Below are 12,868 nucleotides of genomic sequence, written 5' to 3' on the forward strand. Positions count from 1 at the left end.
GTCTCCTCAGGCGGGTTCGGCGAGCGATTGTGCGCTGCGGGCGCCTTGCGCCCTGGCGCGCTCCAGCCCCGAAACGATAGCCTTGAGCGACGCCGAAATGATGTCGGCATCAATGCCCACGCCGAACAGGGTCTGAGATTCGTCGACACGGAGTTCGAGGTAAGCGACGGCCTGCGCATCCGCACCAGCGCCTATGGCGTGCTGGTGGTAGTCGAGGACGCGCACTGTGTGCCCGGTGGCATCGGTCAGCGCATGGATGAAGGCATCGATCGGACCGTTGCCGCGTCCTTCGACGGGTCGACTTTCGCCTTGCCATGGCAGGTCGCCGCGCAACACCACCAGAGCATTGGCGCCCTCGCCCTGCTCCTCGAGCACCCGGTGCTGCAACGCGTGCGCCGCCTTCAATCCGTACTCGCGCTCGAACATGGCGTAGAGATCGGCGGCGGAGAGTTCCTTGCCGGCGATGTCCATCTCCTTTTGCACCGTCTGCATGAATTCCATCTGAAGGCGACGCGGCATTTCTAGGCCGTATTCGCTTTCGAGCAGGTACGCCATGCCGCCCTTGCCGGACTGGCTGTTAACGCGAATGACGGCTTCGTAGCTGCGTCCCACATCTTTGGGATCGATCGGAAGATAGGGCATATCCCAAATGTCACCTTCCTTGCGTGCCGAAAAGGCTTTCTTGATCGCATCCTGATGCGAGCCGGAAAACGACGTGTAGACCAGGTCGCCGACATACGGATGGCGCGGGTGCACTGGCAACTGATTGCACTGCTCCACGGTCGCACGGATCTCGTCGATATTCGAGAAATCGAGTCCGGGAGACACGCCCTGCGTGTAGAGGTTGAGCGCGACGTTGACCAAGTCGAGGTTGCCGGTTCGCTCACCGTTGCCGAAAAGGCATCCTTCGAGGCGATCGGCACCCGCCATCAACGCGAACTCGCCAGCAGCCGTGCCGGTGCCGCGGTCGTTGTGCGGGTGCACCGACAGCACCATCGCTTCGCGTCGCTCGAGGTTGCGGTGCATCCACTCGATCATGTCGGCGAAGATGTTGGGCGTCGAATGCTCGACCGTCGAAGGCAAATTGACGATGCACTTGTGCTCGGCGGTCGGCTGCCAAACCTCGGTCACCGCATCGACCACACGCTTCGAGAAAGCGAGATCGGTTCCCGAGAACATCTCTGGCGAGTACTGAAAGGCCCACTGCGTTTCCGGCTGCTTGGCAGCGCAATCGTTGAACATGCGCGCGTGCGTCGTTGCGAGTTCGACGATCTGGTCCTCGTCCATGCCGAGCACAACGCGCCGCATGATCGGCGCCACCGCGTTGTACAGGTGCACGATGGCCCGCGGCGCACCCTGCAGCGCTTCGAAGGTGCGGGTGATGAGGTGGTCACGCGCCTGCGTAAGCACCTGGATCGTCACGTCATCGGGAATGCGATCTTCATCGATCAGTTTGCGCACGAAGTCGAACTCGACTTGTGACGCCGAAGGAAATCCGACTTCGATTTCCTTGAAACCGATGGCCACGAGCGTCTCGAACATCCGCGTCTTGCGCGCAATATCCATTGGCTCGACCAACGCCTGGTTGCCATCGCGCAGATCGGTCGACAGCCAGATCGGGGCTTTGGTCAGCACGGCGTCGGGCCAGGTGCGGTCCTTGAGGCCGATCGGTGCAAAAGCGCGGTACTTGGCTTGAGGTTGCTTCAACATATCGATTTCTCTGTGATGGTTGGGGTGTCACCAGCAACCCCAAAAGCAAAACGGCCCGTTGCTGGTGCGAACGGGCCGTGGTGAGGGACTAGCGCGTGCGCTACCGTCTCCGCCCGAAGGGGATCATTAGTAGGGCCAGCGAAATCTTGTTCATGAAGGCTGCGAATGTAGCACAGGCCGTTTTACTTGTGGAGCCCGACTTCGTCGGGTTCGTCCGTGGACATGCTGATGACGCTTACTGGCTGCCCTTTGGCCTTGCGCCAGGCATAGACCACGTAGCCGCTGAGTCCGTAAATAACGAAAAGGCTGAACAGGACCGTCGGCGGATCAATGTTGATGACCGCGATGCCCAGCGCGATCAGAACAATCGCTGCGAACGGAACGCTGCGGGCCTTTCTGAAGTCCTTGAAACTGTAGAACGGTGCATTGGTCACCATCGTGAGTCCCGCGTAGAGCGTGAAACCGAACGTGATCCAGGTGATCTGTGCCCAGGACAGATACAACACCTCGCCACCGCGTTTGCCCGACTCGGTCATGAGCCAGATGAAGCCCATTACCAGTGCCGCGGCCGCGGGTGAGGGCAAGCCCTGAAACCAGCGCTTGTCGACCACGCCCGTGTTGACGTTGAAGCGAGCCAGTCGCAACGCAGCGCAAGCGCAATATACAAAGGCTGCGATCCAGCCCCAACGGCCCAGACCTTTCAGCGACCACTCATATGCGATCAACGCAGGCGCAGCGCCGAAAGACACCATGTCGGACAGCGAATCCATCTGCTCGCCGAACGCGCTTTGCGTGTTGGTCATGCGCGCGACGCGACCGTCGAGGCTGTCGAGGATCATCGCGGCGAAAACGCCGAGCGCGGCCAGGTCGAAGCGGCCGTTCATGGCCATCACGATCGAATAGAAGCCGCCGAACAGCGCTGCCAACGTGAACAGGTTGGGCAGGATGTAGATGCCCTTACGCCGCTTGCGCGGCTGCACCTCGTCAGGGAGCGTGTCGTCATGCATGGAGTGGGCCTTTGGAGGAGCGCAGTGTAGTCAATGAAAAAGGGCCACCGCGCACGGTGGCCCTTACAGTGCGAGGGACAGCGATCAGTTGCGCGTTTGGTCCACGAGCTTGTTCTTTTTGATCCACGGCATCATCGCACGCAGCTTCTCGCCGACGACTTCGATCTGATGCTCGGCATTCAAACGGCGGCGGCTGATCAGCGTGGGCTGGCCAGCGGCGGCTTCGAGCACGAAGCTCTTGGCATATTCGCCGGTCTGGATGTCCTTCAGCACCTGCCGCATGACATTCTTCGACTCGTCGTTGATGATGCGCGGGCCGGTCACGTACTCGCCGTATTCGGCGTTGTTCGAGATCGAGTAGTTCATGTTGGCGATGCCGCCTTCATAGATCAGATCGACGATGAGCTTGAGCTCATGCAGGCATTCGAAATACGCCATTTCCGGCGCGTAGCCGGCCTCGACCAACACTTCGAACCCAGCCTTGATCAGTTCGACCGTGCCTCCGCACAAAACAGCCTGCTCGCCGAACAAGTCGGTTTCGGTTTCTTCGCGAAAGTTGGTTTCGATGATGCCGGCCTTGCCCCCGCCGTTGGCCGTGGCGTAGCTCAACGCGAGGTCACGCGCCTTGCCGGTCTTGTCTTGGTGCACGGCCACAAGGTGGGGTACGCCGCCGCCTTGCGTGTAGGTGCTGCGAACCGTGTGGCCCGGCGCCTTCGGGGCGACCATCCAGACGTCGAGATCGGCGCGTGGCTGAACAAAGCCGTAGTGCACGTTGAAGCCGTGAGCAAAGACGAGCGAAGCGCCTTCCTTGATGTGCGGGGCGACGTCGTTCTTGTAGACGTTGGCGATCTGCTCATCGGGCAGCAGGATCATGACCACGTCGGCTGACTTCACCGCATCCGCCACTTCAGCAACCTTGAGCCCAGCCTTGCCGACCTTGTCCCACGAGGCGCCGCCCTTTCGCAGGCCGACGACGACTTTGACGCCGCTGTCGTTCAAGTTTTGCGCATGCGCATGGCCTTGCGAGCCGTAGCCAATGATTGCGACCGTCTTGCCCTTGATGAGGCTGAGATCGGCGTCTTTGTCGTAGTAAACCTTCATGTCGTTGCTCCTTCGTTGAAATGTAGTGTGGGATGGGGAATGAACGGGTGGCGTGCTTTAGACGCGCAGGATGCGCTCGCCGCGACCGATGCCGCTGGCGCCGGTTCGCACGGTTTCGAGAATGGCGCTGCGGTCCAGCGCTTCGAGAAACGCGTCGTTTTTCGAATGGTCGCCGGTCAGTTCGATCGTGTAGCTCTTGTCGGTGACGTCGATGATGCGACCGCGAAAGATCTCGGCCATCCGCATCATCTCTTCGCGTTCCTTGCCGACCGCGCGGACCTTGACCATCATCAGTTCGCGCTCGGTGTACGAGCCTTCGGTCAGGTCGACCACTTTGACGACTTCGATGAGCCGGTTCAGGTGCTTGGTAATCTGCTCGATGACGTCGTCGGAGCCTGCGGTGACGATGGTCATGCGCGACAGGCTGGCGTCTTCGGTCGGGGCGACCGTCAGCGATTCGATGTTGTAGCCGCGGGCGGAGAACAAGCCGACCACCCGAGAGAGTGCGCCGGGCTCGTTTTCGAGCAGCACGGCAATGATGTGTTTCATAAGCGAAAGACTCCTCTTTTCGGTGCCCTCCCCGCGTAGCGGTAACCACGCGGCTTGGCAGCCAATAGATTCGTCTCGAGAAAAGTTAAGAGAACATTCCGACGATCAGAGATCTTCGGAACCCAACAGCATCTCAGTGATGCCTGCGCCGGCCTTGACCATCGGAAACACGTTTTCGGTCGGGTCGGTACGGAAATCCATGAACACGGTGCGGTCCTTGAGCTTGCGCGCTTCACGCAGCGCCGGCTCGACGTCTTGGGGCCGCTCGATCAGCATGCCGACGTGCCCATAGGCCTCAGCCAGTTTCACGAAATTGGGCAGCGCGTCCATGTAGCTGTGGCTGTAACGGCCGGAGTATTCGATCTCTTGCCACTGACGGACCATGCCAAGGTAGCGGTTGTTCAGCGAACAGATCTTGATCGGGGTGTTGTACTGCAAACAGGTAGAGAGCTCCTGGATGCACATCTGGACCGAGCCTTCGCCAGTGATAGTGAACACCTCCGCATCGGGCTTGGCGAGCTTGATGCCCATCGCGTACGGAATCCCGACGCCCATCGTGCCGAGCCCACCAGAGTTGATCCAGCGCCGCGGCTCGTCGAAGCGGTAGTACTGCGCGGCCCACATCTGGTGTTGGCCCACGTCGGACGTGATGTAGCAGTCCGCATCCTTGGTCATATTCCACAGCGTCTCGACCACGTATTGCGGCTTGATGACATCGCCGTTGCCCCGGTCGTACTTCAGGCAGTCCTTGGCGCGCCACGTCTCGATGGTCTTCCACCAATCGGACAGGGCACCAGCGTCCGGTTTGGTCGATGACTCCTTGATCATCGTGATCAGTTCTGTCAGCACGTCTTTGACGTCGCCGACGATCGGGATGTCGACCTTCACCCGTTTCGAGATACTCGAAGGATCGATGTCGATATGAATGATCTTGCGTTCGTTTTGCGCGAAGTGCTTCGGATTGCCGATCACGCGATCGTCGAAGCGCGCGCCGACTGCGAGCAGCACGTCGCAGTTCTGCATCGCGTTGTTGGCTTCGATCGTGCCGTGCATGCCCAGCATGCCGAGGAACTTGGGGTCGCTCGCGGGATAGGCGCCCAGGCCCATCAACGTGTTGGTGACCGGATAGCCGAGCATGTCGACCAACGTGCGCAACTCGTTGGCGGCATTGCTCAACAGTACGCCGCCGCCCGTGTAGATATACGGCCGCTTCGCCGTCAGCAGCAGCTGTAGCGCCTTGCGGATTTGTCCGCCGTGGCCTTTGCGCACAGGGTTGTATGAGCGCATCTCGACCTTGTCGGGATGACCGGTGTAAGGCACCTTCTTGAAAGACACGTCTTTCGGCACGTCGACCACCACCGGCCCGGGTCGGCCGGTGCGCGCGATGTGGAATGCCTTCTTGATCGTCATCGCAAGATCCTTTGGATCCTTGACGAGAAAGTTGTGCTTAACGATGGGTCGTGTGATGCCGACGGTATCGCATTCCTGGAATGCGTCGAGCCCGATGGCCGCGGTCGGCACCTGACCCGAGATGATCACCATCGGGATCGAGTCCATGTACGCCGTTGCAATGCCCGTGACCGCATTTGTCAGCCCCGGGCCCGAAGTAACCAACGCCACGCCGACTTCACCCGTCGCGCGCGCATAGCCATCCGCTGCGTGCACCGCCGCCTGCTCGTGGCGCACGAGCACGTGCTGCATGGTGTCTTGCTTGTAGAGCGCGTCGTAGATGTACAGCACCGCGCCGCCGGGGTAGCCCCAGATGTACTTGACACCTTCGGCCTGCAGCGACTTGATGAGCACTTCTGCGCCCATGAGCTCTTGGGATTGATTGCCCATCCCGGAGGATGCGGCTGCTGCGGAAGCGAGTTCCGCTTTCGAGATTTCCATGATGAACCTTTGGAGTTTTTTCGGGAACGAAAAACCTTGGGTGCCCCTTGCCAACCCTTGTGAGGCCGCGCCAGGACTTGAGGCCGGTTGCCATGAGCGGATTGATGCTCCGCCGGACAAAGACCCGTTTGCCTTTTGACTTGCAGGACAGATTATGACATCGGCCGCGCGATGCATAATCCGCGGCGGTAAAAACACAACTCGTCCAGATACAGACATCCCACGAGGCGCACTTCGCGCCGGACCCCGCTTGGCCACCGAAAAAGAACTTTCCGATTTCCTCAAAGGTGTTGAACGACGCGCTTTCAAACGCTCGATCTATCACGTCCGTGACGAGGAAGCTGCGCTCGACATCGTGCAGGACAGCATGATGAAGCTGGCGGAGCACTACGCGGACAAGCCGCCGAACGAGCTTCCGATGCTATTTCAGCGGATTCTGTCGAACTGCACGCTCGATTGGTTCCGCCGTCAAAAAACCCGACGCGCACTTTTTTCCAATCTCAGCGACTTCGAAGCTCCGGACGACGATGGAGAATTCGACCTGCTCGAGAACTTCGTGGCGCCCACCGACTCCAGAGAAACCGAGAGCGCCGAAGACACCACGCGACGCGCCCAGGTGTTCCACGACATCGAAGAAGAGATCGCCAAGCTGCCCGGGCGTCAACGCGAGGCCTTTCTGATGCGTTACTGGGAAGAAATGGATGTTGCTGAAACGGCTGCAGCAATGGGCTGCTCCGAAGGCAGCGTCAAAACTCATTGTTCGCGTGCCGTCCACGCCCTGAGCAAAGCGCTGACGGCCAAGGGAATTTCGCTATGACCAACTCGACCCAATCGTTCTCCACGCCTTCGGACGTCTTAGAAGCCCAGTTCGGCCGCCGCGTGGCGGCGCGCCTGGCGTCGGGCAGCGAGCAGTTGCCGCACGACATCGGCGAGCGACTGCGTGTGGCGCGGCAGCAGGCAGTCAGTCGGCGCAAAGTGGCGCCGCAGTTGCATACGGCGCCGGTGGTGGTTTCGAACGGCCGCTCCGCCACACTGGGCCTTGGCGGGCGTTGGTGGACCCGAATCGGCTCGGTGGTTCCGCTCATCGCTTTGGCTGCCGGGCTTATCACGATCAGCGTGATGCAGGACGACGACCGAGCCAACGACCTTGCCGAAGTCGATTCGGCCTTGCTCACCGGCGATTTGCCGCCCGCTGCCTACACCGACCCTGGTTTCGCGCAGTTCTTGAAAACTGACGACGCCACCGTCCGTTGATCCTGTCGAATGCCGCTCCGCTCTGCGTTCAGTTTTGATTTTTGCGCTTCGGCGCTTGCCACCCGCCCGTCGCGGCGGATGGTGGTCGCCTGGGCTGGCACGCTGCTGCGGATGGCCACGGCCGCAATTGCAATTTGTGCAGTGTCCAGCGCAAACGCCCAATTGCCGCTCGACGCCAAGGGGGCCAAAGCAGGTGCCCCGGCCTCGGCGGCTGCTATCGCACCCAAGACGGCGTTGGTTACCAAGCCGCTGTGGAGCGAGCTGAACCTGTCACAGCAACTGGCGCTGCAACCTCTGGCCGAGCACTGGGACAGGCTGTCGCTCGGACATAAGCGTAAGTGGCTGGCGATTACCCGTAACTACCCGAAGATGACGCCCGAAGAGCAAACCGTCATGCACAGCCGCATGTCCGGTTGGGCCACGTTGAGCCAGCAGCAACGGGTGCAGGCACGGTTGAATTTCGCCGAGGTAAAGCAGATTCCGGCGGACGAGCGCAAAGCGAAGTGGGAGGCCTACCAAGCACTGAGCGACGAGCAAAAGCGTGAGCTTGCCGAAAAAGCGGCGGTCAAGCCAGCTCGCGGTGCAGCGATACCTGCCAAGCCCGTGTCGGCTCAAAAGTTCGCGCCCGTGCCGGTGCCGGTGGGCGACCGCTTGCCGCGCATTCAGCTGGCACCGCCCAGCGAGCCGACAGCAATGTCCGTTCGCGCATCGCGCTCGTTGCCCGCGACCCCTTTCTTGGCGGCTCCTGTGTCGGGCGCTCCGATACCTGCTGAAGCGCAGGTACTCGTTCCTACGGCGCCGATCGAGCGTGCCTCCGCCCAGCCATCGACGACACCCTGATGTCGCCGTCGATGCGTTCGTCCGATCCCGCAAAACCTGAAGCCAGTCTTTCCGAAACGCCCTGCGGCGCCGTAGAAGCAGCAGCGCTTTTGACAGCGCCCGGCCTGTGGCGCCGAATGGCCTGCTGGCTGTACGAAGGCATGCTGATGTTCGCAGTCGTCTTCGTGGCAGGTTGGCTGTTCAGCACCTTGGGCCAAATGCGCGACGCGATGGACGAACGCCGTCATTTGCTTCAAGCCTTTCTGTTCGTCGTGTTCGGCGTGTACTTCGTCTGGTTCTGGATTCACGGCCAGACCCTCGCGATGAAAACCTGGGGCATCCGTATCGTCGACGCCAGTGGGCGACCTGTTACCCAGCGTCGCGCGTTGATTCGTTACCTGTTGGGCTGGATCTGGTTTCTGCCTCCGCTCGCCGCGATTGCACCTTTCAAGCTCTCCGGAGGCGAATCGGCGCTGCTGATTTCTGGCTGGGTGCTGATCTGGGCGCTCTTGTCGCGTTTTCAACCGCAGCACCAGTTCTGGCACGACGCCTGGGCCGGCACGCGGCTGATTTCGTCGCGGCCCATGAGCCGTCGCTAAACCGTATCCAAGCTGTACGCAAGCCGTACGCAGACTGCGCGTCGGCCGCGGTTAAGCTGCCACGAAACACACCATGAGTGCCCTCCCCGATCCCGCCGTTAATCCGCAAAAAGCCCGCAAGGGCCTGGAGCGTGTTTTTCACGCCACCCTCATTTCCCTGCAAGGCCTGCGCGCGGGTTGGAGCGAGCCGGCCTTCCGGCAAGAGGCGCTGATTTCCATCGTGCTGCTGCCGGCTTCTTTCTGGCTCGGCCGAAGCTGGGTCGAAACAGCGCTGCTTGCGTGCAGCGTCGTGCTGGTGATGATCGTGGAGTTGCTCAACACAGCCGTCGAGGCTGCCATCGATCGCATTGGTCCGGAGTGGCACGATCTGTCGAAGCGCGCCAAGGACATGGGCAGTGCGGCAGTGCTGCTTTCCTTGCTGATTTGCGGCGGCATCTGGGCGGCCGCGCTCTGGCAACGTTTCGTGGGCTGACAAAGTTCTGGCCCGCCGCCGTTTCGCGTTGGCATGATCGGGGGATGACTCCAGAATTCTCGATGTGTGTGTATTGCGGCTCGCGCCCTGGCGAGCAACCCCAATTTGCGGCAGCTGCGACTGCGGTCGGCCATTGGATCGGCCAGCGTGGTGGTCAACTCGTTTATGGCGGAGGCCGCACCGGCCTGATGGGCACGGTGGCCGAGGCCACGCGGGCGGCGGGGGGGCGGGTGATCGGCATCATTCCCAAAGCCCTGGTCGACAGGGAGCTGGCCAACACGCTCTGCGACGAACTGCACATCGTAGACACCATGCATGAGCGCAAGGCCATGATGGGCGAGCGCGCCGATGCGTTCGTGGCGCTGCCGGGCGGCATCGGTACCTTTGAAGAGCTATTCGAGATCTGGACCTGGCGCCAACTGGGCTACCACGACAAGCCTGTCGGCATCCTCAACGTCGAGGGCTACTACGACGGACTTCTAGGCTTCCTGGCACACAGCGTGCGCGCTGGCTTCATGGGCGAGTGGCAGATGGATCTGATGCACACCCTGAGCGAGCCGGAAGCTCTGCTCAACTGGTTGCTGGACCACCGCGGTGGTCAGGGGCAATCAGGGCTGCTCGCAAAAAATGTCTAGCGAGCCCTAGCGAGCCAAATGGTGACTAGATAGCGCTTTCGTTCTCTTCACCGGTGCGGATGCGGACGATGCGCTCGACGCTGGTGACGAAAATCTTGCCGTCCCCGATTTTTCCGGTGCGGGCGGCGTTCACGATCGCCTCGACGCAGCGATCGACGTCGGCCGTGTTCACCACGACCTCGACTTTCATCTTCGGCAGGAAGTCGACCACGTATTCAGCGCCGCGGTACAACTCTGTGTGGCCCTTCTGTCGGCCGAAGCCTTTAACTTCCGTGACGGTGAGCCCGGTCACGCCCACCTCGGCGAGTGCCTCGCGCACATCCTCAAGCTTGAACGGTTTGACGATAGCGGTGATCTGCTTCATGGTGGTCTTCCGGCGATTTCGTTGAGTGTGCTGGCGGTAGGGTAACGCCAATCCTTGCCCGATGCTGCGATGAGCGCCCCCTATACGGAGGAATGCCTTGGCGTCTCGCATGGAGCGTGCCAGAAGAGCCGAAGCTCGCTGGTAGCCTCGTGGCAATGCACGCCGACGCTTCGACATCCACTTTTTCGATGTTTCGCTTGTTTCGCTGGTTCGGGCATCAGGCGTACCTGTTGCTGGTCTTCACTACCTTGATCTGGGGGGCCAACGCGGTTGCTGCGCGGCTGGCCGTCGGCGAAATTTCTCCAATGATGATGACCGGTTCGCGCTGGATAGTAAGTTGCATCGCGCTGGGCCTCACCGCGCACCGGCAGATCGCGCAACATTGGCGCGTGCTGGTGCCGGCATGGCGGCGCATCGTGCTGATGGGCGCCTTCGGGTTCACCGGCTTCAACGCGCTGTTCTACACGGCGGCGCACCACACCACGGCCATCAATATCGCGATCATTCAGGGCACGATCCCGGTGTTGGTGCTCGTCGGTAGCTTTTTCATTTTTCGAACGCGCATCCGCGGGCTGCAGCTGTGCGGGGTGGCGCTGACGATTGCCGGCATCGCGGTGGTGGCATCGCAGGGAGACTTCGCCGCGCTGGCGCAACTGGCTTTCAACCGCGGCGATATCGCCATGGTCATCGCCTGCCTGATGTACGCCGCTTACACACTCGCGCTGCGGGGCCGGCCGGCAGCGCCGGGCATCGTGTTCTTTGCCGCGCTGGCCGCCGTGGCGTTCCTGACTTCACTTCCGCTGCTGGTCGTCGAAGTCGCGACCGGCCACTTCTTCATGCCGACGGCAAAAGGCATGGCGCTCGCACTGTTTGTCGGGCTGTTGCCATCGTTCATCTCGCAGCTCACCTTCATACGTTCGGTAGAGCTCATCGGTGCTGCCCGCGCCGGCGTTTTCCTCAATCTGGTTCCGATCTTCGGGCCGCTGCTCGCCGTGCTTGTGTTGCACGAGTCGCTGTCGCTGTTTCACGCGGTGGCGTTGGCACTGGTTCTGGGTGGCATCGGTGTTGCGGAGTACCTCGGAACCCGCCGCTGACGGCGCGCTGAAGGTGCCGGCTGTGCGTCGGGAACGACGTCCATCGTGCAAGGATGACTGTCGCCGCACGAGGTCTCGCATTCCTTCCTAAACTGCCATGTCGCCGCCATCCGAATCCGCTTCTTTGAACATGCTTTGACCGATCTCGTCCTTCACATCCATTCATCTCCCGCGGAAATCGACGCGAAGGCGTGGAACGACCTGCTCGCATTGCAGCCGAATCCGTCGCCCTTTATGCGACACGAATATCTCGCTGCCTTGCATGAGAGCAAGAGCGCTACGCCGGAGAGCGGCTGGACGGCAGCTTTCGTCACGCTGCGGCGCGGCAAACGGCTCGAAGGTGCTTGCCCGGTCTACGTCAAGGACCATTCGTACGGCGAGTACGTATTCGACTGGGCATGGGCAAACGCCTATGAGCAGCACGGACTCAAGTACTACCCGAAAGCGCTCGTTGCAGTGCCCTTTACGCCGGTACCCGGCGCGCGACTGCTGGCGCGCGATGCGAAGAGCCGCACCTTGCTGGTTCAAGGGTTGGTTCAGTGGTGCAAGCAGGAAGAACTTTCGTCGCTGCATCTCCTTTTCGGTGCCGACGAAGACATTGCCGCCTGCGCCGAAGCCGGACTCATGCTGCGCCACACCATTCAATTTCATTGGACAAACACCGAACCCGGCTATCCGAATTTCGACGCGTTTCTGGCCAGCCTGTCGCACGACAAACGCAAGAAGATCCGACAGGAGCGCCGCAAGGTGGCCGATGCGGAGGTCAGCTTTCGCTGGTCTCGCGGCGCCGATATTTCCACCGCCGACTGGGATTTTTTCTATCGCTGCTATGCGCGCACTTATCGGGAACACGGCAACGCGCCCTACCTCACCCGCGACTTCTTCCATCGCATGGCCGACACTCTGCCAGAGGCGTGGCTGCTTTTCGTAGCTGAACGCGCGGGCAAGCCGATCGCCACCAGCCTGATTGCACTTTCTGCGGCCGTTGAGAACGGTGTAGCCGGCATCGGTGCGCCGCTCGCGGCGTACGGCCGCTACTGGGGGGCGCTCGAACGTGTCGACTGCCTCCATTTCGACGCCTGCTACTACCAGCCCTTGCAGTGGTGCATCGACAACGGCGTATCGCGTTTCGAGGGCGGCGCCCAGGGCGAACACAAGATGGCGCGCGCGCTGATGCCGGTCAAGACGACGAGCGCTCACTGGCTTGCGCATCCCTCGTTCGCCGATGCCGTCGAACGCTTTCTGGAACGCGAGGGCGCAGGCATCGAAAACTACATGGATCACCTCGACGAACGCAGTCCTTTCAAGGCTTCGTGACTTAATCCCGAGCTTTGGGCCTGATATGTGCGAATCGCCACAAAGGCTATACATACT

14 protein-coding genes are annotated in these 12,868 nt (G+C 61.1%); 8 read left to right on the forward strand and 6 right to left on the reverse strand.

Translation table 11 applies throughout. From position 1 onward, the window contains the following. Window positions 1-6: 6 nt before the first annotated feature. The 5 genes from leuA to RCH10_RS16295 all read right to left on the reverse strand — a co-directional run bounded on the left by leuA (window position 7) and on the right by RCH10_RS16295 (window position 6,257). Window positions 7-1,710, reverse strand: coding sequence for a 2-isopropylmalate synthase (gene leuA / locus RCH10_RS16275; RefSeq protein WP_409053184.1), 1,704 nt, complete (start codon window positions 1,708-1,710; stop codon window positions 7-9). 182 nt (window positions 1,711-1,892) lie between these two features. Beyond that, window positions 1,893-2,717 (reverse strand): CDP-diacylglycerol--serine O-phosphatidyltransferase, encoded by an 825-nt coding sequence (gene pssA, locus RCH10_RS16280; protein ID WP_409053185.1) that lies wholly within the window; start codon window positions 2,715-2,717, stop codon window positions 1,893-1,895. 84 nt (window positions 2,718-2,801) lie between these two features. Continuing rightward, a complete protein-coding gene (ilvC, locus tag RCH10_RS16285) occupies window positions 2,802-3,818 on the reverse strand; it encodes a ketol-acid reductoisomerase (protein ID WP_187051716.1) in 1,017 nt (338 codons plus the stop codon). 57 nt (window positions 3,819-3,875) lie between these two features. Beyond that, window positions 3,876-4,367, reverse strand: a complete 492-nt coding sequence (gene ilvN, locus RCH10_RS16290; protein ID WP_187051715.1) for an acetolactate synthase small subunit — start codon at window positions 4,365-4,367, stop codon at window positions 3,876-3,878. 105 nt (window positions 4,368-4,472) lie between these two features. Further along, the gene (locus RCH10_RS16295; protein ID WP_409053186.1) at window positions 4,473-6,257 is read right to left on the reverse strand and encodes an acetolactate synthase 3 catalytic subunit; all 1,785 of its coding nucleotides are present in this window, start codon (window positions 6,255-6,257) and stop codon (window positions 4,473-4,475) included. Between the two features lie 250 nt (window positions 6,258-6,507). Between RCH10_RS16295 and RCH10_RS16300 the strand changes: the two genes are divergently transcribed. From RCH10_RS16300 to RCH10_RS16325, 6 genes are all read left to right on the forward strand, one after another. Beyond that, window positions 6,508-7,074 carry an RNA polymerase sigma factor gene (locus RCH10_RS16300; protein ID WP_323497755.1) on the forward strand — a complete coding sequence of 189 codons (567 nt, stop codon included), beginning with the start codon at window positions 6,508-6,510 and terminating at the stop codon, window positions 7,072-7,074. Next, window positions 7,071-7,511, forward strand: a complete 441-nt coding sequence (locus RCH10_RS16305) for a DUF3619 family protein (RefSeq protein ID WP_409053187.1) — start codon at window positions 7,071-7,073, stop codon at window positions 7,509-7,511. Before RCH10_RS16300 ends, RCH10_RS16305 begins: the two co-directional genes overlap by 4 nt. Window positions 7,512-7,652: 141 nt before the next feature. Continuing rightward, on the forward strand, window positions 7,653-8,351 hold the full coding sequence (locus RCH10_RS16310) for a DUF3106 domain-containing protein (protein WP_409053188.1): 699 nt from the start codon (window positions 7,653-7,655) through the stop codon (window positions 8,349-8,351). Next, window positions 8,351-8,929 carry an RDD family protein gene (locus RCH10_RS16315; RefSeq protein WP_409053189.1) on the forward strand — a complete coding sequence of 193 codons (579 nt, stop codon included), beginning with the start codon at window positions 8,351-8,353 and terminating at the stop codon, window positions 8,927-8,929. Before RCH10_RS16310 ends, RCH10_RS16315 begins: the two co-directional genes overlap by 1 nt. 73 nt (window positions 8,930-9,002) lie before the next feature. Beyond that, window positions 9,003-9,401, forward strand: a complete 399-nt coding sequence (locus RCH10_RS16320; protein ID WP_323500606.1) for a diacylglycerol kinase — start codon at window positions 9,003-9,005, stop codon at window positions 9,399-9,401. A gap of 44 nt (window positions 9,402-9,445) precedes the next feature. Next, entirely contained in the window at window positions 9,446-10,036 is a 591-nt protein-coding gene (locus RCH10_RS16325) for a TIGR00730 family Rossman fold protein (RefSeq protein ID WP_409053190.1), read from the forward strand. A 25-nt stretch (window positions 10,037-10,061) separates the two neighbouring features. Here the strand turns inward: RCH10_RS16325 and RCH10_RS16330 are convergent, their stop codons facing one another. After that, the gene (locus RCH10_RS16330; protein WP_187051708.1) at window positions 10,062-10,400 is read right to left on the reverse strand and encodes a P-II family nitrogen regulator; all 339 of its coding nucleotides are present in this window, start codon (window positions 10,398-10,400) and stop codon (window positions 10,062-10,064) included. Window positions 10,401-10,588: 188 nt separating this feature from the next. On the opposite strand from RCH10_RS16330, the gene RCH10_RS16335 reads away from it, so the two are divergent. Further along, window positions 10,589-11,494, forward strand: coding sequence for a DMT family transporter (locus tag RCH10_RS16335; protein WP_409053191.1), 906 nt, complete (start codon window positions 10,589-10,591; stop codon window positions 11,492-11,494). A gap of 135 nt (window positions 11,495-11,629) precedes the next feature. Next, window positions 11,630-12,811, forward strand: a complete 1,182-nt coding sequence (locus RCH10_RS16340) for a GNAT family N-acetyltransferase (RefSeq protein ID WP_409053192.1) — start codon at window positions 11,630-11,632, stop codon at window positions 12,809-12,811. Window positions 12,812-12,868: the final 57 nt, after the last annotated feature.

This window comes from Variovorax sp. GrIS 2.14 (assembly GCF_046115955.1).
Lineage (GTDB): Bacteria > Pseudomonadota > Gammaproteobacteria > Burkholderiales > Burkholderiaceae_C > Variovorax.